At 71.5% G+C, this 23,022-nt stretch carries 20 protein-coding genes; 9 read left to right on the forward strand and 11 right to left on the reverse strand.

Features of this window, described 5'->3' with window-relative positions; genetic code table 11:
- The first annotated feature begins 116 nt into the window (after positions 1-116).
- From AB0L65_RS00385 to AB0L65_RS00400, 4 genes are all read left to right on the forward strand, one after another.
- Positions 117-383, forward strand: coding sequence for a GntR family transcriptional regulator (locus AB0L65_RS00385; protein WP_364239064.1), 267 nt, complete (start codon positions 117-119; stop codon positions 381-383).
- A 169-nt stretch (positions 384-552) separates the two neighbouring features.
- Positions 553-984 (forward strand): hypothetical protein, encoded by a 432-nt coding sequence (locus tag AB0L65_RS00390; protein WP_364239065.1) that lies wholly within the window; start codon positions 553-555, stop codon positions 982-984.
- A gap of 61 nt (positions 985-1,045) precedes the next feature.
- Positions 1,046-1,279, forward strand: a complete 234-nt coding sequence (locus AB0L65_RS00395) for a hypothetical protein (RefSeq protein WP_364239066.1) — start codon at positions 1,046-1,048, stop codon at positions 1,277-1,279.
- Between the two features lie 477 nt (positions 1,280-1,756).
- Positions 1,757-3,229, forward strand: a complete 1,473-nt coding sequence (locus AB0L65_RS00400; protein ID WP_364239067.1) for a hypothetical protein — start codon at positions 1,757-1,759, stop codon at positions 3,227-3,229.
- Between the two features lie 470 nt (positions 3,230-3,699).
- Here AB0L65_RS00400 and AB0L65_RS00405 read toward each other — a convergent pair whose 3' ends face one another.
- Positions 3,700-5,355, reverse strand: coding sequence for an acyl-CoA dehydrogenase family protein (locus AB0L65_RS00405; RefSeq protein ID WP_364239068.1), 1,656 nt, complete (start codon positions 5,353-5,355; stop codon positions 3,700-3,702).
- A 31-nt stretch (positions 5,356-5,386) separates the two neighbouring features.
- On the opposite strand from AB0L65_RS00405, the gene AB0L65_RS00410 reads away from it, so the two are divergent.
- On the forward strand, positions 5,387-6,115 hold the full coding sequence (locus tag AB0L65_RS00410; protein WP_364239069.1) for a PaaX family transcriptional regulator C-terminal domain-containing protein: 729 nt from the start codon (positions 5,387-5,389) through the stop codon (positions 6,113-6,115).
- Between the two features lie 6 nt (positions 6,116-6,121).
- On the opposite strand, the gene AB0L65_RS00415 is transcribed toward AB0L65_RS00410, so the two are convergent.
- The 3 genes from AB0L65_RS00415 to AB0L65_RS00425 form a co-directional block, all read right to left on the reverse strand.
- Positions 6,122-7,105, reverse strand: a complete 984-nt coding sequence (locus tag AB0L65_RS00415) for a hypothetical protein (protein WP_364239070.1) — start codon at positions 7,103-7,105, stop codon at positions 6,122-6,124.
- Positions 7,106-7,213: 108 nt separating this feature from the next.
- On the reverse strand, positions 7,214-8,611 hold the full coding sequence (locus AB0L65_RS00420; RefSeq protein WP_364239071.1) for a glutamate--cysteine ligase: 1,398 nt from the start codon (positions 8,609-8,611) through the stop codon (positions 7,214-7,216).
- Between the two features lie 35 nt (positions 8,612-8,646).
- Positions 8,647-9,357: an SDR family oxidoreductase gene (locus AB0L65_RS00425; RefSeq protein WP_350722111.1), complete on the reverse strand. Its 711-nt coding sequence runs from the start codon at positions 9,355-9,357 to the stop codon at positions 8,647-8,649.
- Between the two features lie 103 nt (positions 9,358-9,460).
- Between AB0L65_RS00425 and AB0L65_RS00430 the strand changes: the two genes are divergently transcribed.
- Together AB0L65_RS00430 and AB0L65_RS00435 are read left to right on the forward strand one after the other, a co-directional pair.
- Positions 9,461-10,291: a helix-turn-helix transcriptional regulator gene (locus AB0L65_RS00430; protein ID WP_364239072.1), complete on the forward strand. Its 831-nt coding sequence runs from the start codon at positions 9,461-9,463 to the stop codon at positions 10,289-10,291.
- Between the two features lies 1 nt (position 10,292).
- Positions 10,293-11,330 (forward strand): zinc-dependent alcohol dehydrogenase family protein, encoded by a 1,038-nt coding sequence (locus AB0L65_RS00435; protein WP_364239073.1) that lies wholly within the window; start codon positions 10,293-10,295, stop codon positions 11,328-11,330.
- Here the strand turns inward: AB0L65_RS00435 and AB0L65_RS00440 are convergent.
- The gene (locus AB0L65_RS00440; protein WP_363965269.1) at positions 11,308-11,802 is read right to left on the reverse strand and encodes a carboxymuconolactone decarboxylase family protein; all 495 of its coding nucleotides are present in this window, start codon (positions 11,800-11,802) and stop codon (positions 11,308-11,310) included. The two genes, AB0L65_RS00435 and AB0L65_RS00440, sit on opposite strands and share 23 nt — an antisense overlap.
- A gap of 125 nt (positions 11,803-11,927) precedes the next feature.
- Here AB0L65_RS00440 and AB0L65_RS00445 point away from each other — a divergent pair, with 125 nt between their 5' ends.
- The gene (locus AB0L65_RS00445) at positions 11,928-12,533 is read left to right on the forward strand and encodes a response regulator transcription factor (protein ID WP_350723215.1); all 606 of its coding nucleotides are present in this window, start codon (positions 11,928-11,930) and stop codon (positions 12,531-12,533) included.
- Here the strand turns inward: AB0L65_RS00445 and AB0L65_RS00450 are convergent.
- The 6 genes from AB0L65_RS00450 to AB0L65_RS00475 all read right to left on the reverse strand — a co-directional run bounded on the left by AB0L65_RS00450 (position 12,519) and on the right by AB0L65_RS00475 (position 21,807).
- Entirely contained in the window at positions 12,519-14,480 is a 1,962-nt protein-coding gene (locus tag AB0L65_RS00450; RefSeq protein ID WP_364239074.1) for a prolyl oligopeptidase family serine peptidase, read from the reverse strand. The two genes, AB0L65_RS00445 and AB0L65_RS00450, sit on opposite strands and share 15 nt — an antisense overlap.
- A complete protein-coding gene (locus AB0L65_RS00455) occupies positions 14,477-16,189 on the reverse strand; it encodes an ABC transporter ATP-binding protein (protein WP_364239075.1) in 1,713 nt (570 codons plus the stop codon). The genes AB0L65_RS00450 and AB0L65_RS00455 overlap by 4 nt, the downstream gene beginning before the upstream one ends.
- Positions 16,186-17,847 carry an ABC transporter ATP-binding protein gene (locus AB0L65_RS00460; protein WP_364239076.1) on the reverse strand — a complete coding sequence of 554 codons (1,662 nt, stop codon included), beginning with the start codon at positions 17,845-17,847 and terminating at the stop codon, positions 16,186-16,188. The genes AB0L65_RS00455 and AB0L65_RS00460 overlap by 4 nt, the downstream gene beginning before the upstream one ends.
- A 64-nt stretch (positions 17,848-17,911) precedes the next feature.
- On the reverse strand, positions 17,912-18,043 hold the full coding sequence (locus tag AB0L65_RS00465) for a SapB/AmfS family lanthipeptide (protein WP_355195039.1): 132 nt from the start codon (positions 18,041-18,043) through the stop codon (positions 17,912-17,914).
- 3 nt (positions 18,044-18,046) lie between these two features.
- Positions 18,047-20,560: a class III lanthionine synthetase LanKC gene (lanKC, locus tag AB0L65_RS00470; protein WP_364239077.1), complete on the reverse strand. Its 2,514-nt coding sequence runs from the start codon at positions 20,558-20,560 to the stop codon at positions 18,047-18,049.
- Positions 20,561-20,685: 125 nt separating this feature from the next.
- A complete protein-coding gene (locus tag AB0L65_RS00475) occupies positions 20,686-21,807 on the reverse strand; it encodes a histidine kinase (RefSeq protein WP_364239078.1) in 1,122 nt (373 codons plus the stop codon).
- Between the two features lie 226 nt (positions 21,808-22,033).
- On the opposite strand from AB0L65_RS00475, the gene AB0L65_RS00480 reads away from it, so the two are divergent.
- Positions 22,034-23,002, forward strand: a complete 969-nt coding sequence (locus AB0L65_RS00480) for an aldo/keto reductase (RefSeq protein WP_364239079.1) — start codon at positions 22,034-22,036, stop codon at positions 23,000-23,002.
- The last annotated feature ends 20 nt before the right edge of the window (positions 23,003-23,022 follow it).

Genomic DNA, 23,022 nt, shown 5'->3' on the forward strand with positions numbered 1-23,022 from the left:
TCCCTTCTGCTGGGGAAGCAGACTCGACAGCTCGTTCTTGACACCGCCATCGTAGCGCTCATCCACATGGTTCACCATAGTGAAGTATGGGTCTCCAGGGGTATCTTCGGTTCTGCATGGCGATCTATCGTGCCGTCGTGATCGAGTGGCGTCTCAACCAGCCCAAGTGGGTCCAGGTAGCGAACATCATCAAGGAGAGGATCGCCTCGGGCGACTACCAGGTAGATACGCCAGTGCCCAGCGAGCACCAAATCGTGCAAGAGTTCGGCATCGCTCGCGGCACGGCCCGCAAGGTTCTGCAGCGACTTCAGGAGGAAGGCGTCATCTACGCCGTTCGGGGTCTGGGCTCCTTCGTCTCGCCCTCACAGGAGGATGGTCGGTGAGATTCAGGCGAGGTTGCACTTCCCACCTAATCGAGGCGGCCTCTCCCCGGGCCACCTACGGCTCGATGCGGAAGTGGTCGCCGAGCTGAAAGCGCGGGCCGCGCGCAGATCGGCGCAAGCCTGCCAGCCGCCCTGCCACCGAGAGCAATGGTGTGGCTACGATCAGCTCATGAGCGGCTACGTCCGAACCATTCGCGAGTACATGCCCAAGCAACCGTCCCCAACCTGGACGGAACTGCCACTTGCGGGCGAACGCCTCTCGGAGATCGTCCTTTTTGGCCATGGGAAGGATGCCGATGTCATGGTGGAGCTGCTTGACGAGCGGCGATTCGTCTTCGGTTTGGGCGGCACTCTGCGAGTACACGGTTGCCCCGGGCTGAAAACCGAGGTAACCAGGTGGGATGACCGTTCGCTGATCATCCGGTATTTCGGCCAGAATCTGAAAGTGGTTGCCGTACGGCTTGGAGTTCGAGACCAAGCCGAAGCGGAGGAGCTTGCCGCTGATATTCATGAATGGCTGGCCACAGACGGGGTTGACGACTTGCTTTGGGGAGTGTCGATCGAGATTGAGGTCGCGCCGATCTTCCAAGCCGCTAATTGAGGGTCAGCGGTCCGTCACGAGCGAAGCGGCGCCGCCGTGCATACCGCAGCATGCTTGGTTCATGGCGGATACGACACGCATCACGGTGACGCTGCCGAGCGACCAGGTCGCCGAGCTCAGGAAGCCTACCGACAACGTCTCCGGCCATGTCGCCGAGGCGGTGGCACGCCAGCCTCGGCGCCAGTTCCTCGGCGCTGAGCTGCTGCGCCACCAGGAGGAGCACGGAGAGTTCACCGAGGAGGAGCCGGCTCAGGCCCGCTCCAGGATCTTCAAGGCGGCGGAACTCGGCGGATGAGCGGGCGGCTTGATCGAGCATGTCGAAACCGTCGCCCTGGGCTCCCCAGGGGTCTCCGCCTGGATCTGCACAGGGTCGCAAGGTTCTCGCGATGTTCCAGGTGTTCCACAGCATGGGCGCCAAATTTCGTCATCGGCGCCCACACCATCGTGGAAGTCAGCCGCACACGGGTGAACATGCCTCGACTGCAGCGGGCGCTCACCCACGTCAAGGTCGAGCCGGTAACTGAGAGCGCAGCAAAAATGGCCGCGAAGCTGCTCAAGGGAGTAGGTCTGCACGGCCACCTCGGCGATCGACGCGACGATCGCGGATTCTCACAATCGACGCAGCGGTCGATGACAGAATGTGACCATGTGGCAACCCCGAGCGAAGTACTTCAACACCACCGGACCGTGTGACCCGCAGCGCCACTACATGCTTCCGCCTACGCCGCGGATCCCGCAGGCTCGGGCGCTCATCGACACAAATCGTTACTTTATGCTGCACGCGCCCTGGCAGACCGGGAAGACGACCGCGCTGCACACCCTGGCGTCCGAGCTCACCGCCAAGGGCGACGCCGCCGCTCTGATGTTCTCGTGCGAGTGCGCCGTGGTGGCCGGTGACGACATCGCCGCCGCGGAGTCCATTCTGCTTCACTCCATTCGTGAGGCCGCTGCGCGGCCGGGATGGCCTGACGAACTGCTACCGCCGGATCCGTGGCCGCAGGCGCCGCCGGGTGCCCGGTTGAGCGCGGCGCTGAGGGAGTGGTGCCGCCGCTGCCCGCGCCGGGTGGTTCTGTTCTTCGACGAGATCGACGCCCTGCGGGGCAACAGCATGGTCAGCATTCTCAGCCAACTCCGCGGCGGTCACAACGCGCGGCATGAGGGCCATCCGTTCCCCGCGTCCGTGGCGCTGTGCGGGTTGCGCAACGTACGTGACCACAAGGTCGCCTCGGGCGGCGATCCCGACCGATCGAACCCAGCCAGCTCCTTCAACATCATCACCGAGTCGCTGCGCCTGGGCGACTTCACCGCCGACCAGATCGCCGAGTTGTACGACCAGCACACGGAGGCGACCGGCCAGGAGTTCACCAAGGACGCCGTGGACTGGGTCTTCGAGCTGACGCAGGGACAACCGTGGCTGGTCAACGCCCTCGCCTATGAGATCACCTTCCAGATGAGGGCGACCGGCGCCATCACCACTAGGCACGTGGAAGAGGCCAAGGAGCGGTTGATCCAGGCGCGCCCCACCCATCTCGACGCCCTCGTGGCCCGGCTGCACGAACCACGCGTGGAACGGGTGATCGAACCGATCGTGGCGGGCACGTCGCCGGGCACGGACGCTGCTTTTAACAATGACGTCTCCTACGTCCGCGATCTGGGCCTGATTAAGCAGAGACCACCGCTTGAGGTGGCGAACCCGATCTATCGGGACGTCATCCTGCGGGTGCTGGGAGGCCTATCGGAACATTACGTGATGGCCGATCCGCGCAGCTTCGTGCTGCCGAACGGCCGATTCGACCTGCCGCTGCTGCTGGAAGAGTTCGTCGTATTCTGGCGCGAGCACGGCGAGGTGCTCATCCAGCAGGAGGGCTACCACGAGGCCGCCTGCCAGATCATCCTCATGGCCTTCCTGCACCGGCTGGTCAACGGCGGAGGCCAGCTCGACCGGGAGTACGCCGCTGGCACCAAGCGCCTGGACGTGCTGGTCCGCTGGCCCTACACCGGCCCGGAAGGCGAACGGCTGATGCAGCGGGAGGCGATGGAGCTCAAGGTCTGGCGGGCGGGCGCCGACGACCCGTTGCCCGACGGCCTCGCACAGCTCGACCGGTATCTGGACCAGCTCAGCCTCGACACCGGCGTGCTGGTGGTCTTCGACCGGCGCCCACAAGCCCCACCCTGGAAGGAACGAGGCGCTTTCGAGCAGGCGACCACGCCCTCCGGCCGCCAGATCCCCGTTCTGCGCGTGTGACGGGCGCCCGAGTCTCCGGTGGCCGCCGGGGCGTCTCCCGCCGCCGCGTCGCCCCAGGACTGTGAGGGGGCGCCAACGGCTTCCGCGACATTTCCGACACCTTGCGGGGCACGCGGCGCCGGTGGCACCGGTCGGCATCTTCGGACGGACCACCGCCCTCTACTAGGGCCAGGTCGGTGGTGTCACCCGCGGTTGGGCTCCCCTGGGAGGGGGGTGACAGCGTATGGATGGACTGGACCAGGGACGGCGGCAAGACCTGGCTCCAGTGCGGTCCGTTCGAGGTGACCTCCGGCGGGCAGACGAAGACCAGCGCGGCACAGCGGACCAGCTCCGACGCCAACTGGCAGTTCCGAGCCTTCTTGAGGTGGGGTCGCCACGACCCACCTTCCATTCGCTGCACCAATTGGTGGTGATCGCCGGCTGAAAGCGCCGGGATGAGGCGGATCGAAGACCCGCTCACCCCACGTTCGTCAGAGGGTGACCGCTCCCGTCAGGAGATCCTCGAAGTGGTCGGCGGCGGGGGCGTCGATGCCGCGCAGCGGGCCGTGATCCACGAGGTGGGCTTCGGCGTAGAGCCGGGCCACCAGCGCCTTGCGGCCGTCGTCGAGCCCCCAGGCGGCCTGGTCCTCCAGGAGGGCGGCGGCGTACACGTCGGCCATGAACTGCGCCAGCGGATACAGCCGCTCCTCCGCCACCGAGGGCTCCAGCGCGGCCCACGCCGTGACGGCCTTGGCGAGGTCGTCGATGCGGGCGTGCACCAGGTCGGAGGTGGCCAGGTCGCGCAGGCGGTCGAGGAAGGGCAGGTGGGCCTGCTCCTTCACCATGGCCCGCCGGACGTCGAGGCAGAGGATGTTGTCGCCGCCCTCCCAGATCGGGTTGACCTGGGCGTCGCGCAGGAGGCGGGCCACCGGCCACTGCTCGATGTAGCCGTTGCCCCCGTGCACCTCGATCGCGTCGCTCGCCGCCGTCACGCCGAGGCGGGCGGCGCGCAGCTTGATCAGGGCGGGCGTGATGCGCAGGCGGGGGCCGGCGAGGCCGTCGAAGGCGAGCGCCTGGGCGGCCTCGACCTCGACGATCAGCTCGCTCAGCTTGCGGCGCATGAGCGGCTGGTCGATGAGCGGCCGTCCGAACGCCTCGCGGGACCGGGCGTAGCAGATCGACTCCACGAGCGCGCGCCTGGCCACGCCGACGCCCATCATGGCCACGCCGAGCCTGGAGGCGTTGGTGAGCTTCATCATGGTCCCGAGCCCGGAGCCGGAGCCCTCTCCCGAGAGCGGAAAGGCCTCCGCGTCGCTGAACTCGACCTCCGCCGAGGCGACCGAACGGGTGCCGAGCTTGTCCTTGAGCCGCCGGATCCGCAGGCCGTTGCGGCTTCCGTCCCGCCGGTCCCACAGCACGAGGAACGGCGACACGTTCCCGTCAGGGCGCCTGGCCAGCACCACGAACGCGGATCCGTTGGCGTTGGAGGCGAACCACTTGAAGCCCGTCAGCAGCCACGCGTCCCCCGCGGGCTCCGCCGTGGCCTCCAGCGCGGCCAGATCCGAGCCACCCGTCCGCTCGGTGAACATCTGAGCGGCCTCGCCGGAGTAGTAGCCGTTGGCGAAGATCTCCCGCACCCGATCGCGTACGTCCTCGGGCGCGTACTTCTCGGCGAGGGAGACCACCATGTCCCCTCCGGTGCCGAGCGCGCAGCCCATCCCGATGTCGGCCTGATCGAGCAGGTACGTCCAGGCGGCGGCGAGCGCGGCTGGATTCGCCCCGTGTGCCCGGGCCTCGGCGGCGAAGGACGGCGAGGTGAAGTTGTCCTCCATGAGCGCCCGCCGGGCCGCGTGGAACGACGGCGGCATGACGACCTCGCTGACGTCCCTGCCCCACTTGTCGTACTTCTCCAGCCGCGGCGGGTTGCGGTCGGTCTCCTCGGCGCACTCGGCCACGAGCCCGCCCATCAGCGCGCCCAGCCGGTCCAGGCGCGGCTCCGCCCAGGCGAAGCCCTCGCCCAGGTGGCGCCGCATGAGCAGGCGCAGCGTGGGATCGCAGGTCCACCAGTTGCGCCCGGCGGCGCCCTGGTAGCGCTCGGTGGCGTAACGGTCGCTGCGGTCGAAAGGTTCGATGAGATAGCGCCCCATACTCGCGAGTGTTACATATACTCGACACGCGATGGAAGAGCGTAACACTCTGAGTGCCAGATCGGCCGTGCTGAGCGCGCTGCTGGGCAGCCACCCGCCGCGGCTGCCGGTCCGGCAGCTGGTGCGCATCGGCGCGCTGTTCGGCATCGCCGAGGGCACCGTACGGGTGGCGCTGTCGCGCATGGTCGCGGCCGGCGATCTCCTCCAGGACGGCCGCTTCTACGCGCTGTCGGAGCGGCTCACCGAGCGGCAGGCCAGGCAGGACGAGAGCCGCGACCCGCACACCAGGCCGTGGGACGGGACGTGGGAGGTCGCCGTGGTCACGGCGGAGCGGCGCGCGCCCGCCGACCGGGCCGCGTTCCGGGCCACGATGACCGCGCTGCGCCTGGCCGAGCTGCGCGAGGGCACCTGGATGCGGCCCGCCAACCTGGTGCGCGCGTGGCCGAAGGCCGTCACGGCGCAGTGCACGCTGATCGACGGCCGCCCGCACGACGACCCCACTCCCCTGCTGTGGGACCTGGACGGCTGGGCGGCCGAGGCCCGCAAGCTGGAGCAGGCCCTCGACCGGGCCTTTGACCGGGCCGGCGGCCTGGCCGAGGGCTTCCTGGTCTCGGCCGCCGTGCTGCGCCACCTCCTGGCCGACCCGCTGCTCCCGGAGGAGCTGCTGCCGGCCGGCTGGCCGGGCGCGGAGCTGCGCGCCCGCTACGACGACTTCGACCGCCACTACCGCGAGGTGCTGTACGAGCACCTCAAGGACTGAAAACCCCTAGAGGGGCACGCCGAAGATGATCCGGCGGTTCCTGAACTCGGTGACGCTCCACAGCTTGCCGCCCTGCACCGTCAGGTCCTCCGGCCCGATGGGGAACCCCCGCGTCTCCAGCTTGCCGTCGGTCTGGACGAGCAGCTTGCCGTTGGCGTTCGCGCCGGCCGCCTGGCTCAGGTACCACTTGCCGCCCCACGAGACGGCCCCCTGGATCTTGGGCTGTCCCATCACGAAGGCGTCCTCGGGCTCGCCGCCGGCCAGGCCCAGGGGCCAGCGGCCCACCCAGCCGCCCGGGTCGTTCTCGCGGTACTCGCCGGTGACCAGCCGCGGCGTGCCGCCGCTGCGGTCGATCGAGACGAACGAGAAGAGCGGCCCCGGCTTCGCGACCTTCCAGAAGTCCGTCTGCGGCATCACGTACCGGTAGCCGAAGGCGTGGAACTTGCCGCCCTGCCGCCCGACCCGCGTGGGGTCGCCCAGGTCGTTCTGGGCGGTGCGCAGGTCGAGCACGTGCTTCAGGTCGAAGACGCGCAGCCCTCGCTTGGTGTCGGCGATGTAGACCAGGTCGCCGTCGCACGCGATGCCGCCCGCGTGGATGTTGATGGGTCCGTACGAGCCATCCGGCTTCGCCTCGACCAGCAGCGCATGCTGATATTTCAGGGTCTTGGGGCTGAGAAAGGACACCCTGATGCCCCGCTCACCCACCTCCGGCTTGAAGTACCAGGACGCCAGGAACGCCGGCACCCCGATCGAGCCCGACTCGTCCGAGCAGGTCAGCCCCTGCGGGTACCAGTCGACCGTGTCCTGGTCCTTGACGTCGAACGCGTACCACTCGGACGGTTTCGGGCTCATCGCCCCGAGCGCGCCCGATGCCCCCTTGCGGGTCGCCATCCTGTTCGCCTGCGCCAGCACCGCCTCGACACCGGCGCCGCCGATCTCCCCCGCCAGCTTCGCCGCCCCTTCGGCCAGGTCGCCCGTTTCCCTGCGCAAGGCGAAAGGTGCCTTGTTCGTGGGTACCATCCCCGTTGCCGCCATAACTTCCTCGCTTTGCCGTCCCTTGACCTAGTTTGACGGACGGAGTGCGATAGAAGTTTGCCTTCAGGGCCACAAATGCACCGGAAGCCCCGACAGTGACAGCTCACGGTAACGCTGTACGAGTCGTTCCCGGTCGCCCTGGAAACGTTCCAGAGCCTCCCGCTGCCAGGCCGCGCCCGTGCGGCGCAGCCGGGTGCGCTGCGCGATCACGCCCAGCGCGCCGTCGGCGTCCGACGGCGTCACCCCCGCCGCGAGCAGCCCCTCCCGCGCCTCGGGCAGCAGGCGGAGCACCAGGTCGGCGGCCTCGAAGTCGACGTCGGAGCCGGGCCAGGAGAGCTTGGCGTCCAGCCCGTGCATGGCGGCGCGGTAGAAGTTCTGGTACGCCTCCCCGAATCGGAAGCCGGTCAGGTCACGCTCCGCCTGCGACAGCGTGAGCCCGAGCAGGAACGCGGTGTTGGCCGCCATGTCCGCGCACGACGGGCCCGCCGGCAGCGCCCGCATCTCGATCCGCAGGTGACCGCCGTCGGCCGGGTCGTAGACGGGCCGGTTCCACTGCCAGATCGTGCCCTGGTGCAGCCGCAACTCCGGCACCTCGTACGGCTCCGCGTCGTCCCGCAGATCCGGCACCACGGGGTCGTAGTCCCGCACGTACCGCTCGAACAGCTCATACGCACCCTCGCGCACCCAGTCGGAGCCGAACGTGACCCGCCCGTCCCTGCGCTCGCGCCGCTGCACGTCCCGGTCGTCGGCGGCCTCCTCCATCAGCGCGATGCGCGTCTCCTCCCACAGCCGCCTGCCGAGGAAGAACGGCGAGTTCCCGCAGGCGGCCAGCACCGGGCCGATGGCCAGCTGGGCGGCGTTGAACAGCCGCGCGAAGCGGTCGGGCGGCGTGCGGATGTGCACCTGCCAGGAGGTGTTGGCGCTCTCGAGGATCACGTCCTCCACCGACAGCTCCAGGTCGTCGATCTTGACCAGGAACGGCTCCAGCCGCAGCCGCCTGATGCCCCTGCTCATGGCCCGGTAACGGTTCTGGTCACTCATCGCGCCGACCGTGAAGTCCTCGGCGTCAAGCGTGGGCAGGATGCCGATGGGCAGCGCGCCCCCGCCCTCCACCGCCCCGTCCACCTTGACGATCGTCTCCTGCACCTCGCCGCTCAGCCGCTCGAAGGGCCGGCCGGCCAGCGGCGTCGGGGTCAGGTTCACCTCGACGTTGAAGCGGCCCAGCTCCAGCACCACGCGGGGGTCGCCGAGGGCTTCGAGCACCTGGCTGTTGCGGGGCAGCGGCCGGCCCCGCTCGTCGATCAGGAACAGCTCCAGCTCGGCCCCGACCGTCGCCGGGCCCTGGCCGAAGCCGGGGGTGTCGAGCAGCTCGCGCAGGACGCCGAGCTGCTCCCGGATCCGCTCCCCGAAGGCGGCGTACTCCGCCTCGGAGAAGCGCTCCTTATCTAGATCTCGTCCCATCACCCCTCTCTGTCCTATTCACCTGGCTTGACACCTCACCAATGGATAGATCCCCTGTCCTCCAGGAACGCCCCGGTGGGGCCATCGGCGTCGAGGGTCGCGAGCCGCACGGCGATGGCCGCCCCCTGCTCGGCGGTCTGGAACCCGCTGTGCCCGTTGAGGTCGGTGGCGCAGTAGCCGGGGTTGGCCGCGTTCACCTTGATCGGGGTGTCGATCAGCTCCTTGGCGTAGCTGACGGTGACCATGTTGAGCGCGGTCTTGGAGGAGTTGTAGGGCATGATGTTGATGTCCCAGAAAGGGCTCTCCCGGTCCATCGCCATGGTCAGCGAGCCCAGCTCGGACGTCATGTTCACGATCCGGCCGGCCTCCGACTCCCGCAGCAGCGGCAGCATCGCGTTGGTGACCGTCACGACGCCGAACACGTTCGTCTCGTAGACCTCCCTGAGCACCCCGGCGGGGGTGGCGCTGGGGCGCGGGTCCATGAAGCCGCCGGTGATCCCGGCGTTGTTCACCAGGATGTCCAGCCGGCCGTACTCCTGCTCGACCCACTTAGCGGCCGCGGCCACGCTCGCCTCGTCGGTCACGTCGAGCCGCACGTACGGCTGCCCCAGCCGCTCCGCGGCGGCCCGCCCGCGCTCCTCGTCGCGCGCCCCCACGATCGTGGTGACACCCTGCTCGGCCAGCAGTCGCGCGATCTCGTAGCCGATTCCCTTGTTGGCGCCCGTGATGAGGGCAATCTTCGTCATGCGTCCACGTTCACCCAGGTCACAGCGGGTCCGGGAGAGGTCTGGAGAGGCTGGTATCACCGGTACCACCCAAGCGCGGCCGGACATCACTGAGGATGGAGGCATGAACCGCGACGAACTCGCCGACTTCCTGCGCGTCAGGCGCGCCCGTGTCACCCCCGCCGAGGTCGGCCTGCCGCCCGGCGAGCGGCGCCGCACGCCGGGCCTGCGCAGGCAGGAGGTCGCGCAGCTCGCCGGCATGTCGATCGACTACTACATCCGGCTGGAGCAGGGCCGGGGCCCGCACCCGTCCAGGCAGGTGCTCAACGCGCTGGCCCGGGCGCTCATGCTGGGCCGGGACGAGCGCGCCCACCTGCTCCACCTGGCCGGGCACGCGGTGGAGACACCCCGGATCAGGGAGGACCTGCCCGAGAGCCTGCTGCACCTGATCGGGTTCATGGAGGAGGTCCCCGCGTACGTGCTGGACGCCAGGTACGACATCCGCGCCTGGAACCCCCTGGCCAACGTGCTCATGGGCGGCCTCGACACCGTGAGCCCGGACGACCGCAACGTCATCCGCTGGGTCTTCATGTCCCCCGACATCGCCGAGTACCTCAGCGATGAGGAGAAGGGCCGCTTCGCCCGCTCCTCCGTCGCCGACCTGCGCGCCGCCGCGGGCCGCTACCCCGACGACCGCAAGATCCAGGCGCTGGTCGCCGAGATGCTCGCGCTCAGCCCGCACTTCGCCGAGCTGTGGGCCAGGTACGAGGTCGAGATCCGCAGGGAGCAGCGCAAACAGGTCACGCATCCGCTGGTCGGCACCATCGACGCGATCTGCCAGGTCATGCCCGTGCCCGACCGCGACGACCTCCGCCTCGTCCTCTACACCACCGAACCCGGTTCGCCCTCCCACCAGGCCTTGCGCGACCTGCGGCAACTGACCCTAAGCTCATGAGATGCGAGCGGTTGCATTTGACATCTTCGGTGGCGAGCTCGACGTGCGCGAGCTGCCCGACCCGTCCCCCGCCCCGCACGGAGCGGTGATCAGGGTCGAGGCGACGGGGCTGTGCCGGTCCGACTGGCACGGCTGGCAGGGGCACGACCCCGACATCAAGGTCCTGCCCCACGTGCCGGGCCACGAGCTGGCGGGCGTCGTCGAGGCGGTCGGCTCCGACGTGCGCGGCTGGCTGCCGGGGGCGCGGGTGACGGTCCCGTTCATCTGCGCCTGCGGCTCGTGCCCGTCCTGCGCCACCGGCGAGCAGCAGGTGTGCGAGCGGCAGACGCAGCCCGGCTTCACCCACTGGGGCTCGTTCGCCGAGTACGTGGCCATCGACCACGCGGACGTCAACCTGATCGCGATCCCCGAGGACATGGACTACGCCACGGCGGCCGGGCTCGGCTGCCGCTTCGCCACCGCCTTCCGCGCCGTGGCGCAGGTCGGCGAGGTGCGGCCGGGCGAGTGGGTGGCGGTGCACGGGTGCGGCGGCGTGGGCCTGTCGGCCGTGATGATCGCGACGGCGGCCGGGGCCCGCGTGGTGGCCGTGGACATCAGCACCGACGCCCTGCACCTGGCGGAGCGGGCGGGCGCCACGCACTTCGTCAACGGTTCGGCCGGGGACGTGGCGGCCCAGGTCAGGGAGCTGACCAGGGGCGGCGCCCACGTGTCGATCGACGCGCTGGGCAGCCCGCAGACCTGCGCCGCCTCCATCGAGAGCCTGCGCCGCAAGGGCCGCCACGTTCAGGTGGGGCTGCTGCCGGGAGGGCCGACGCCGGTGCCGATGGGCCGCGTGATCGGCCATGAGCTGCGGCTGCTGGGCAGCCACGGCATGGCCGCGCACGCGTACCCGCCGATGCTGGAGATGATCAGGGCCGGGATCCTCCATCCCGACCAGCTCGTCACCCGCACGATCGGGCTGGCCGACGCCGGCAAGGCGCTGGCCTCGATCGGCTCGGTGCCGGGCGTCACGATGATCACTCCTCGAGTTCCACTCTGAGCGTCCTGAGCACGAGCGCCAGCATGGTGTAGTGGGCCACCAGCACGACCAGCTCGATCCGGCCCGGCTCGTCGTAGCGGTCGCAGAGCGCCGTCCAGGTGGCGTCGGTCAGGTCACCGATGGAGTGGAGGTCGTCGGCGACCTGGAGGATGAGCTGGTCCTCGACCGGCCAGAGGGCGTCCGGGTGGCTCACCGAGGCGATCTCCAGGTCGGTGAGCCCGGCCGCGCTGCCCAGGCGCGCGTGGTGGGCCCACACGTAGGCGCTGCCGGTGTGGTAGGCGGTGCGCAGGATGGCCAGCTCGCGGTCGCGGGCGGGCAGCGTGCCGTCGAGCAGCGCGCCGCCGAAACCCAGCCACTCCTTGTAGAGCGCCGGGTGGCGGGCCAGCGTGGTGAACACGTTCTGCGGGTTCGCCTTCGTGAAATCGTCCCATTCTTCGGGCGGGAGGGGGCGTACGCGTGGTTCCATGTCCATGACCATTCCACAAAAGCGCATGTTTGGCCTGACGGTTATTTGGCAGGACTTTTCACATCCGGGTCAATAAGTCAGGATTAGGAAGCCCGCAGACGTTGCAAGCCGGCCGACCGCAAGGACGCATGGTGATTCGAACGTTGCTCGCTGAGGACATGAACCTGGTACGCGGGGCGATCGTGGCGCTGCTGGCTTATGAGGAAGACATCGAGGTCGTGGCCGAGGTCTCCAGGGGAGACCGCATCCTGGCCGCGGCCAGGGCCACCCGGCCCGACGTCGCCGTGATCGACATCGCGTTACCCGGCAAGGACGGGCTCACCGCCGCCGGCGAGCTGCACGCGAAGCTGCCCGAGTGCGGGGTGCTCATCCTGACCGGCGTGGGCACGCCGGGCCTGCTCAAGCAGGCGCTCGATGTGCACGTTCGGGGCTTCATGGCCAAGGACGCCCCGCCCGACCGGCTGGCGGACGGGATCCGCCGGGTGGCCGAGGGCGAGCGGGTCATCGACTCGGAGCTGGCCATCGCGGCCATGCGGCCGCCCGAGGCGCCGCTGACGCCGCGCGAGCTGGACGTGATCGGGGCCGCGGCGGACGGGGCGTCGATCGGGGAGATCGCGGCGTCGCTGTTCCTGTCGGAGGGCACGGTACGCAACTACCTGTCCAAGACGACGGCCAAGCTGGGCGCCCGCAGCAGGATCGACGCCATCCGCATCGCCAGGGAGTCAGGCTGGATCTAGGCCGATCACCTCCAGGCCCGTGTGCGCGGCCAGGAAGGCGAGGGCGTCCGCCGCCAGCGCGACCGACCTGCTGGCCGCCCGCGCGCCGTGGCCCACGTCCGGCTCGTGCCGGAGCAGGATCGGCCGGTCCCCGCCGGCCGCCCACTGCAGGGCGGCGCACATCTTGCGCGCGTGCATCGGATCGACCCGCGTGTCTCCCGCCGAGACCGTGAACAGCGTCGCCGGGTAGTCCGTCCCCTTTCTGACGTGGTGGTAGGGCGAGTAGGCGAGCAGCCAGCCGAGCTGTTCGGGGTCGTCGGGGTCGCCGTACTCGCCGGTCCAGGAGGGGCCGAGGCCGCCGAGGTGGTAGCGGGCCATGTCGAGCAGGCCCGCCGAGCACACCGCCGCCGCGAACAGGCCGGGCCGCTGGGTGAGGGCCGCGCCGACGAGGAGGCCGCCGTTCGACTCGCCCCAGATGCCGAGCTGCCCGGGGGTCGTCCAGCCGTCGGCGATGAGCTTGCCGGCGGCGGCCGCGAAGTCGTCGAAGACGTTCTGCTTGCGCTCCAGCATGCCGTCCCGGTGCCACTCCTCGCCCTCCTCGCCGCCGCCTCTGAGATTGGCGACGGCCAGCACGCCGCCCGCCTCGACCCAGGCCAGGGAGTCGGCGGCGTACCCGGGCCGCAGGGGGATGCCGAAGCCGCCGTACCCGGTGAGGATCGTGGGGCGGGGGCCGCCCGCCGACGGGCCCGCCACCACGACCATGCGGACGCGGGTGCCGTCGGCCGAGGCGTACTCGATGTGGTGGCTGCGCACGGCGGGCCGGCTCACGCGGCCCGGCGGGGCCGACCAGAGGGTGGTCTCGCCGGTGCGGACGTCGTGGCGCCAGACCTCGGGGGGTGTGACGGCGTCGGTGTAGGCGAACCACGCCTCGGAGCCGCCGCCGGGGCGCGAGGTCAGCGAGGCGATCGTGCCGCTGCCGGGCAGCGGCACGGAGCCCAGCCGCTCCCCCGTGCGGGCGTGGTGGACGGCGATCTCCCCCACGGCGTGGCGGGTCCGGGCGACGAGCAGCCGGTCGCCGTCGAGCACGGTGAACGCGCCCAGCACCGCCTCCGGGTCCTCCGGGACCAGCTCCCGCCACGCGCCGGGCTCGGCCGGATCGGCCACGCAGAGCCTGCGCCGCGGCGCGTCCCGGTCGGTGACCAGGTAGAGGCGGCCGTCGCAGGCCACCGCGGCGGCCAGGGCGTCCGGTACGGGGCGGGGCTCACCCCGGCCGGCCGGCTCGGCGAGCCAGAGCGAACCGCCCGCCGAGATCGTCAGCCAGCGGCCGTCGGCGCTGATCTGCACGCCGTACCGGACCGGCCCTCGCGTGAAGACGGGGACGTCCGCCGCGTCGCCGATCGTGTGCAGGTAGACGCCGTCGTGGAAGCGCACGTAGTAGAAGGCCGCGCCGCCCGGCAGCCAGGCGACCGCGGAGTAGCGGCAGCCGCCGATGGGCCCGTCCACGACGGCCCCGGTGTCGACGTCCCTGACGTACAGGTCCGCCTTCTCGTCGCCCCGGCGCGAGATCTGGTACGCCAGCAGGCGCCCTTCCAGGTCCGGCTGCCAGTCGTCCAGCGTCGTGAGCCCCGTGGGGTCGAGGTCCATGGGGTCGAGGACGACGCGGTCGCCGCAGTGGAGGACCGGGTGTTCCTGGGAGGTGGTCTGGCGCAGGTGGAAGCTCCGCCCGCCGCGCCAGACCGGCGGGGTGACCAGGCCTGTCTCCCTGAGCTCGGTGAGCCGGGCGAGGAAGCGCTCGCGCTGGGGCAGCCGGGCGGCGCTGTCGTGCCACAGCCGGTCCTGCTCGGCCAGCCAGGTCTTGGTGGCGGGGTCGTCGGGGTCTTCGAGCCCGCGGTACGGGTCGTCGATCTCCCCTGGCGTCGAGCCGCCGGGGAGGCGCTCGGCGCGCGGATACTTGTCCAGAAATTTCATGACACGGGCTCCGGATGCCAGTGGCCGGCCAGGTCGGCGTAGAGCGGAGAGGTCCTGATCAGTTCGTCGTGGGTGCCGATGGTCACCCGGGTTCCGTCCATGAGGAGGATGCGGCGGGCGCGCAGCGCGGAGGTGAGGCGGTGCGCGACGACGACGAGCGTGCCGCCGCGCCGCGCGAACGCGGTCTCCGCACGGGCCTCGGCGGCGGGGTCGAGGTGGCAGGTGGCCTCGTCGAGGATGACCAGGGGGGCGGGGGTGAGGTAGGCGCGGACGAGCGCGATGAGCTGGCGCTGCCCGGCCGACAGCGCCGCCGGGTCGAGGCGGGCCTCGTAGCCGCCCAGCTCGTCCACCAGCTCGCGGGCGCCGACGGCCGCGACGGCCTCGTCCAGCTTCCCTGCGAGATCGGGGGCGTCCGGCGTGCCGAGGGCGATGAGGTTCTCCATGAGGGTGCCGCGGAAGACGTACGCCTCCTGGGGGATCAGCACGCGGGCGGCAGGGTCGAGCCGGTCGGCGGGGACGCCGCCGACCAGCGCCTCGCCCGTATCCGGCCGGAGCATGCCGCTGACCAGGGCCGCGAGCGTGGACTTGCCGGCGCCGCTGGGCCCCACGACCGCGAGGTGGTCGCCCTCGGGGATGGCGAGGTCCAGGCGGTCGACGACGGGGGCCGAGTGCGGGCCGTACGCGAAGGTGACGGCGGAGAGCCGCACGTCGCAGGTGCTGGGGCGGATCCTGGGCCGGGGCGGCCCGATGGGCGGGGCGGACGCGACGATGCGGCCGAGCGTGGCGGCCAGCCGGATGCCGCTGACGCCGAGGCCCTGCACGAGGCCGCCGAGCGCGGGGGCCAGGGACTGCGTGACGTACGCGAGCGTGCCGGCGATCACGCCGGGGCCGAGGCCGGCGTCCAGCAGCCGTGGGGTGCCGGCCAGCACGAGGACGACCGGAAGCCAGCCGCCCACGGCGAGGGCCGCGGTGCGGGCGGCGGTCACCCGGGCGAGCGCGCGGGCGGCGGCGGCCTGCGCGCGGACCTGGCGGTCCAGCCGCGCGGCCACGGGTTCGCGCAGGCCGCACGCCTCGATGTCGCGCAGGCCGCCCGCCGTGGCCGTCATCTCGTCGGCCAGCCGTTCGTCGGCCAGCAGGAATGCCCGCTGCCCGCGTGCGAGGGCGGGCAACGAGGCCAGGAACAGCCCGAGCCCGGCGGCGAACGGCGGCAGCACGAGAGCGAGCGCCTGCGGGGCCAGCGTCGCCAGCCCCAGCACCACGCCGGCCACCGTGAACACGAACCCCCTGACGGTCGTGACGACGGCCGCGAAGGCGTCCCTGGCCAGCTCGACCTGGAGGGTCGCCCTGGCCACCGCGGCGCTGTCGCGGCCCGCGCCACCCCGGTTCAGGGTTCCCTCGACGACGTGCGTCAGGAGGTCGTCCCTGAACGGCTCCGCCACCGCCGCGACCCCCAGCACGACCTGCCGCGCGGCCACCGCCCCGACCAGCCACGCGACGCCGAGCGCGGCCAGCCACGCCAGTCCGGTCGCGGGCTCGGCCCTGGCGAACCCGTCCTCGATGGCCCGGGCGACGGCGTGCCCGATGAGGAACGCGGGCGCCGCCTCCAGCACGGACCAGAACCCGATCGCGGCCAGCCGCCGCGGCTCCCGCCCCAAGGCCCGCCAGAACACACCCCGCGCCGCCTGCCGCCGTCGGACGAGCGCCTTCATGGTGTCGTTCCCTGGAAGACGGCCCGGTAGGCCGGGTCCCGCCACAGCACGTCGTGCGGCCCCCGGGCGCGCACCCTCCCGCCCTCCAGCCAGACGACCTGGTCGGCGCGGGCGGCCGTGGCGAGCCGATGGGCCGCGATCAGCCGGGTACGGCCCCGCCGATCGGTGGTGAGCGCCCGGCCGACCTCGCGCTCCGTCACGGTGTCGAGGCTGGAGGTGGCGTCGTCGAGCACCAGCAACCGCTCCCCCTGCGCGAACGCCCTGGCCAGGCCGATCCGCTGCCGCTCGCCGCCGGACATCGGGGCCTCGCGCAGGGGTGTGCCGTAGCCGAGCGGCAGCCGCCGGACGAACGCGTCCGCGCACGCCGCCTTCGCCGCCTCGACGGCAGCGGGCCCGGCGGCCGTTGTGATGGCCTCCGCCACGGTCTCGCCCACCAGGACCGGGCGTTCGAAGGCGTACCCGATGGCCCTGCGCAGCTCCTCCCGCGACAGTTCTCGCAGCGGGACCCCGTCGAGCAGGACCGTGCCGCGCTCCGGATCGGTCAGGCGGCCCGCCAGGGCGGCCAGCAGGGACTTGCCCGCGCCGGACCGTCCGACGACGGCGGTCACCGAGCCCCCGGGCAGCGTGAGGTCGCCGACGGTCAGGCCGTCCACCGCCACGTCGCGGAACTCGACCGTGCCCGGACCGGGCGGGAGCGTCCGCGTGCCGTGCGCGACGGGAGTGAGTTCGAAGATCTCGGCCACCCGTCCGGCGGCGGCCCGTGCTCGGGCCAGCCCGCCGACGTAGCCCAGGGAGGTGCTCAGGGACGCCCCGAGCACGGCGTAGCGGGCGGCGGCGTACAGCTCTCCGACCGTGAGCCGGCCGGAGGCGAGCATGAACCCCCCGACGATCAGCACCGCCACCTCCAGCAGCGGCACCACGAGCCCTGACTGGACCGCGGCCCCGGCGTTGGCCCGCCACAGCGACATGCCGTGGGCCCGCAGCCGGGGCAGCGGCTCCAGGACGCGCCGCGCCTCCTGGGCGGCGGTCCCCGCCGCGGCGATCGTGCGCGCCCCCTCCATGGCGTCCACGAGCCGGGCGGCGATCTCCCCCTGCACCTCCTGGTACCCGCCCGAGATCACCGTCGTCGCGCGGAGGAAGGCGCGCAGCACGAACAGGATGGCGACGATGCCCACCCCGAGCGTCAGCGTCAGGACGGGCGCGATGAGCGTGAGCGCGACGAGCGCGCCGGCCGTGGGCACGAGCAGCGCGAGCGCGCCGGTCACCGTCTCCGGGGCCCGGCCCGCCTCCTCCGCGTTCAGTCCGGCCCGGGTGACCAGCTCGCCTTCCGGGAAACGCCGGGTGGCCGCCGGCCCGGCGCCGAGCACGTGGCGCAGGACGCCCAGCCGCAGCCTGGCCGCGGCGAACGCGCCGCAGGAGCCGCGGGCCCAGACGCCGAGGCTCTCGCAGAGCACGACGGCGGCGACGGCGTAAGCAGAGAGCGCCAGCCAGGACGAGCCGTCCGGCCGGCGCAGGACGAAGGCGTCCACGGTGCGCCCGACGAGGTACGGGACCGCCAGCTCACCGGCCGCGCCCACGAGCGCCGTGACGGCCAGGACGGCGGGCCAGGGGCCGCTGCGCCGTAGGGTCCCGATCACCAGCCGGTCACCCGCTAGCACCCGATGCCTCCTTGAAGTCGGCGTCCCCGCGCCGTGTGACACGGCGCGGGGACTGATATAGCGATCAGTGGCAAACCGCAACGCTGAGGTTGCTGGGCTTGCCCGAGTGACACGAGAGAACCGTCAGCGTGCTGCCACCACTGGCGACATCGCTGGCCGCGGGCGCCTCGAGACCCTGCAGGTCGAGAAGTACCATCCGTTACACCTCCTTCCGTGACTCGTAGGGGGCGGACCGCCCGGGAGCGGCCGCCAGGAACGGCAGGTGGCCAGGCTGGTCGCCCAGGGCCGTGCCGAGGGCGAAGAGCACGCCCGCCGTTCCGGTCGCGAAATCCATGGAGAGGCGCAGCAGCTGGTCGCCGGGGAACGCCAGTCCCCCGCCGTACGGCAGCGCGTGCCATCTCAAGCCCTTGATGTGCTCCCGCGGGTCGCCCGCGCGGGCCGCGAGCATGCCCGCCCGGCCGGTGAACAGCCCCGACTGGACGAAGAAGCCGGCGTGCCCGGCCAGCCGCAGCTCGGCCAGCGCCGTCGCGAGCTCCTCGTCGTGGTGGTGCGCGAGGTAGCGCTCCAGCACGAGGGCGATGCCGGCCGACCCTTCGTCCAGGTACGGCAGCACCCGCCAGCCCTGGTTCACCTGGAGCGAGCCGTCCGCGGCGTGCCGGCAGCGCCGCAGGTCCTGCCGGAGCGCGGTCGCCGCCAGGTCGAGCAGGGCCCGGTCGCCGGTGTGCTCGTACGCGTGCAGGAACAGCAGCGCGGGCCCCGACGAGCCGTACATGAGCCCGGCCCTCGGGTGGGGGCCGCCGCTGAGCTCGGGGACGGGTTCGGCGAGCCGCTCGGCGCAGATGTCCACCGCGCGCAGGGCGAGGTCGGCGCGGCCGAAGTCGAGGAGGTTCAGCCCGATGCCGGACAGGCCGGAGAACAGCGCCGACTCCATCCGCTCCCATTTCTCGCGCAGGCAGACGTCGACCAGCTCGTGCGCGTGCTCGTGGTGTCCGAGCAGGCCCAGGACGTACGCGATGCCGTGCAGCCCGTCGTACAGGCCGAGCCCGGAGCCCTGGACGGGGCGCAGCGCCCGGTCGCGTAACCAGCGCTCGTACTCGGGGAACGGCCCGAGGCCGGCCCGGTGGAGCGCGAAGAGCACGCCGGCCGCGCCGTAGGCCAGGTTGAGCCCGCCGCCCGGCCGGAACTGGGCCACGTCGCCGGGGAAGAGCCGGTCGTCGCGCGCGGGCGTGGCGCCGGCCACGATGGCCCGGCACATCGCGTCCCGCAGCTCGGGCCAGGTGTCCGGCATGATCACGGGGTCGCCGTCTCCACCGATGGCCGCGACGGCGGCGTCCACCGTCGCCTCCGGCACGGGGAACGTCTCCTTGACGATCTCCCCCAGCTGGGCCGCCTTCGCCCGGTGCAGCGGCAGCATGATCGTGCACTGCGGCGCGAACAGGCCGAGTCGCAGGCAGGCCAGCGCGTAGCGGTCCACGTCCACGCCCTGGCGGTCGGGGGGCGCGATGAAGGCGGGATGGGCCAGCGCGGCGCGGGCCCCGTCCGCGACGAGGGTGGCGACCTCGTAGTCGATCAGCGCCACCCGGCCCTCGGCGGTCAGCAGGATGTTGTCCGGGTGCAGGTCGCCGAAGACGACCCCGCGCTCGTGCAGCGACTCGACGGCCCGCTCCACGCTCTCCAGCGTCTCGACCGCCCACGCCGTGTAGTCGGCCAGGTCCGGCTCGGTGCGGTCGGCGCGGGTCAGCGGGTAGCGCTGCACGAGCCGCCGCTGCAGCGGCGTCCCGTCCACGAACTCCTGCACGAGGAACTCGTGCTCGCCCAGGGCGAAGTAGCCGAGCAGCGCGGGCACGGCGGGCAGGCCGTCCAGGCGCCGGAGGATGTCGCGTTCGTGGCGGAGCCGGCTGAGGGCGTCGCGTCCGGCCGCGTCGAGCCCGGCGTGCGGCCTGGCCTCCTTGAGGACGACCCGCTCCTCCGTACGCGTGTCCCGCGCGAGGTAGACGCCGCCGCCGTTGGAGAAGTGCAGCACGCTCTCGACCCGGTACGGCAGCCCGGTCGTCGTCACGGCGTTGCGCGCGGCCAGATGCGGCTCCAGGAACCCGGGCAGCGTCGTCCACGGCGGCACCGAGAACGTCGCTCCGCGCACGTCGGGCACCAGCCGCCCGTCGCCGTCCTCGACGGCCAGCACGCGCTCGCCGGAGCCGGACAGGCAGTGCCGCTCGGCGAACCCGCCGTACCTGACGAACAGGGGGCCGGCGCCGTAGCGCAGGTCGCTGAGGATGTACGGGCCTTCGACGCCGCGCAGCAGCTCGTCGAGCTCCTTCAGGACGAGCTCCAGCTGGCCCTCGTCCCTCGGGTAGACGGTGATCAGCTTGCCGCTGGACGCCCGGGAGGCGGCCTTGGAGTTGACCATCACGAGGACGGGGGTGCCGCGCAGGAACTTGAACGCGATCCGGCGCTGCAGGCAGTAGTCCCACACGGCGGCGATGGCCTGCTCGGCGTCCTCCACGCGGGCGGAGACGTGGATCTTCCAGCCTTGGGCGGGCAGGGGCGGCTCGTTGTCGGGGGCGTAATAGCACCACGTGTCGGTCAGGGCGGTGGACCAACCGTCGGGCAGGGGTTCACGCAGGATGGGAAAGTCGGCGTCTTCGGCCGTGCCGTGTTCGAGCGAGTCGTAGAAACGCGGATCCACCAGGCAGTACAGCTCGTACTTGTCCATCTGGCGCCGACCTCCAAGGCGTTGTCCCTTAGAGATTGCCGCCGGGGAGGCGATTCGGTCTAGTTACACGTAACAACACCGAAATATGGTTATTGAAATTGCATTTGTGTGTTTTTCACAATTGGCTATTTCTTTCGTGGAACGTACGCGCTGAAGGTGAACTGGCCGGTCCGGGAGGAGGTGGCCTCGAGCCAGCCGCCGAGGCCGGAGACGCGTTCGGCCAGGTTGAGCAGGCCCTGTCCCGCGTCTCCGGGGCGGCGCGGCGGGCGCACGCCGTCGTTCCTGATCGTCAGGCGGACGAGCTGGTCGCGTTCGAGGAGCTGGATCGAGCACTGCCGGGCCTCGGCGTGTCTGAGGACGTTCGTGACACCTTCACGCAGGGCGTGTGTGAGCGCCTCCTCCACATCGCCCGGGAGGTCGGGGCAGGACATCTTGATCTGGCAGCGGACCCGTACCGACTCCAGGAGCGAGCGCGCCGAGCCGAGCTCCGCCGCCAGGGAGGAGCTGCGCAGGCCGTGGGCGACGGCCCGGACGTCGGCGGACAGGCTGCGCAGCAGCTCCAGCGTCTCGGACGACTCCTCCCGCGCCCGCCGGTCGCCCTCGGCCACGAGCCGCTCCAGGAGCTGCGCCTTCAGCACCAGGACGGTGAGCCGGTGGCCGACCAGGTCGTGCAGGTCACGGGTGAAGCGGCGGCGCTCCAGGGCGACGGCCTTGCGCATGACCTCGGTACGCGCCTTCGTCAGCCGCGTGACCCGCCTGCCCAGCGTCACCAGCGCGTACTCGACCAGGCCGAGCACCGGGCCGGCGAGCGCCCAGGCGGGATCGATCATCGCCCGCTCCGGCGCGGCCAGCATCACCGGGCCGCAGGCCAGGGCCAGCGCCACCAGCACGATCGAGCGGATCCGGGCCGCCATCACCAGCAGCGCGCCCGACAGCAGGGCGCACACCGGGGTCCACGCCGCGCCGAACACCGTCAGCGGCAGGTACGTCACCCACGCCTGCACGGCCACGATCCACCACGAGCCCACCCGCCGTACCGGGGTCTCCATGATGAACCTGACGTGCAGTGTCAGCAGGACGAACAGCGTCACCCCGCCCGCGATCCCCATCCCCGACCGCACCAGCCCGAGCTGGATCGGCACCGTCACGCCGACCATCCCCGCCGCCAGCCCGAGGCCGCCCAGCCAGCCGGGGTTCTTCAGTTTGGAACGTGCCCACGACAGGAGTGCACGGTGTGTGCCTTCCACCTCACCCCCGGTATGCGGTTGGATCGCCGGATCCGGCCGTGTCGCGAGAGCCCGCCCGCCGTTGTCTCGCTTCTCCCTAATCGACCCGATCCGGCTCGCCCCTGTAAAGGTCATCGCCGCTTTTGGACACCCATGACTTCCCGTCGGGCCGCCCGTTAACCAGACCGATCCGTTCCCTCCTGGGGGGAGAGGCGAACCACCGCAAAGCCCACCCTATGGTGAGCACATGGAATACACCCGACTTGGCATCACTGGTTTGAAGGTCTCGAAGATCTGCCTGGGCATGATGAGCTACGGCGACCCCGCCAGGCAGGAGTGGGCTCTGGCGCGCGACGAGGCCGAGCCGATCATCCGCAGGGCAGCCGACGCGGGCGTGACTTTCTTCGACACGGCGGACGTCTACAGCCAGGGTGCGAGCGAGACCGTGACGGGCGAGGCGCTGCGCGCGATCTTCCGCCGTCGCGAGGACTACGTGCTGGCCACCAAGGTCTACTTCCCCATGGGCAGGGGCGCCAACGACCGGGGCCTGTCGCGCAAGCACATCCACGCGGCCATTGACGCCTCGCTCGATCGGCTCGGCACCGACTACGTGGACCTGTACCAGATCCACCGGTGGGACGACGAGACGCCCATCGAGGAGACCATGGAGGCGCTGCACGACGTGGTCAGGGCGGGCAAGGCCCGCTACATCGGCGCGTCGAGCATGTGGGCCTGGCAGTTCTCCAAGGCGCAGCACGTGGCGGAGCAGAACGGCTGGACGAAGTTCGTCTCGATGCAGAACCACTACAACCTCCTCTACCGGGAGGAGGAGCGGGAGATGCTGCCGCTCTGCGCCGACCAGGGCGTGGGCGTGATCCCGTGGAGCCCGCTGGCGCGCGGCGTGCTGGCCAGGGCCGGCTCGTCCGCGACGACCGCGCGGACCGGGTCGGACGAGCGCATCGACTTCCTGTACGACCCGGAGAACGACAAGACGATCCTCGACCGGGTGGCGCACGTGGCCGGTGAGCGCGGCCTTCCCGCCGCCCAGGTGGCGCTGGCCTGGCTGCTCCACCAGCCGGCCGTGACCGCGCCCATCGTGGGGGCCACGAAGGACCGGCACGTGGACGACGCGGTGGCGGCCGCGTCGGTGTCGCTCTCGGAGGCGGAGCTGGCCCACCTCGGCGAGCCGTACCGCCCCCGTGAGGTGCGCTTCTGACGGTCCTGGATTGTCGGGGC

It is taken from the genome of Nonomuraea sp. NPDC052116, assembly GCF_040680035.1.
GTDB lineage: Bacteria > Actinomycetota > Actinomycetes > Streptosporangiales > Streptosporangiaceae > Nonomuraea > Nonomuraea angiospora_A.

What these genes read in the sequence shown, in the direction of transcription:
- AB0L65_RS00385 (WP_364239064.1), top strand. Translation starts at nt 117, where the DNA reads ATGGCGATCTATCGTGCCGTCGTGATCGAGTGGCGTCTCAACCAGCCC.
- AB0L65_RS00390 (WP_364239065.1), top strand. Translation starts at nt 553, where the DNA reads ATGAGCGGCTACGTCCGAACCATTCGCGAGTACATGCCCAAGCAACCG.
- AB0L65_RS00395 (WP_364239066.1), top strand. Translation starts at nt 1,046, where the DNA reads ATGGCGGATACGACACGCATCACGGTGACGCTGCCGAGCGACCAGGTC.
- AB0L65_RS00400 (WP_364239067.1), top strand. Translation starts at nt 1,757, where the DNA reads ATGCTGCACGCGCCCTGGCAGACCGGGAAGACGACCGCGCTGCACACC.
- AB0L65_RS00405 (WP_364239068.1), bottom strand. Translation starts at nt 5,355, where the DNA reads ATGGGGCGCTATCTCATCGAACCTTTCGACCGCAGCGACCGTTACGCC.
- AB0L65_RS00410 (WP_364239069.1), top strand. Translation starts at nt 5,387, where the DNA reads ATGGAAGAGCGTAACACTCTGAGTGCCAGATCGGCCGTGCTGAGCGCG.
- AB0L65_RS00420 (WP_364239071.1), bottom strand. Translation starts at nt 8,611, where the DNA reads ATGGGACGAGATCTAGATAAGGAGCGCTTCTCCGAGGCGGAGTACGCC.
- AB0L65_RS00425 (WP_350722111.1), bottom strand. Translation starts at nt 9,357, where the DNA reads ATGACGAAGATTGCCCTCATCACGGGCGCCAACAAGGGAATCGGCTAC.
- AB0L65_RS00430 (WP_364239072.1), top strand. Translation starts at nt 9,461, where the DNA reads ATGAACCGCGACGAACTCGCCGACTTCCTGCGCGTCAGGCGCGCCCGT.
- AB0L65_RS00435 (WP_364239073.1), top strand. Translation starts at nt 10,293, where the DNA reads ATGCGAGCGGTTGCATTTGACATCTTCGGTGGCGAGCTCGACGTGCGC.
- AB0L65_RS00440 (WP_363965269.1), bottom strand. Translation starts at nt 11,802, where the DNA reads ATGGACATGGAACCACGCGTACGCCCCCTCCCGCCCGAAGAATGGGAC.
- AB0L65_RS00450 (WP_364239074.1), bottom strand. Translation starts at nt 14,480, where the DNA reads ATGAAATTTCTGGACAAGTATCCGCGCGCCGAGCGCCTCCCCGGCGGC.
- AB0L65_RS00455 (WP_364239075.1), bottom strand. Translation starts at nt 16,189, where the DNA reads ATGAAGGCGCTCGTCCGACGGCGGCAGGCGGCGCGGGGTGTGTTCTGG.
- AB0L65_RS00465 (WP_355195039.1), bottom strand. Translation starts at nt 18,043, where the DNA reads ATGGTACTTCTCGACCTGCAGGGTCTCGAGGCGCCCGCGGCCAGCGAT.
- lanKC (WP_364239077.1), bottom strand. Translation starts at nt 20,560, where the DNA reads ATGGACAAGTACGAGCTGTACTGCCTGGTGGATCCGCGTTTCTACGAC.
- AB0L65_RS00480 (WP_364239079.1), top strand. Translation starts at nt 22,034, where the DNA reads ATGGAATACACCCGACTTGGCATCACTGGTTTGAAGGTCTCGAAGATC.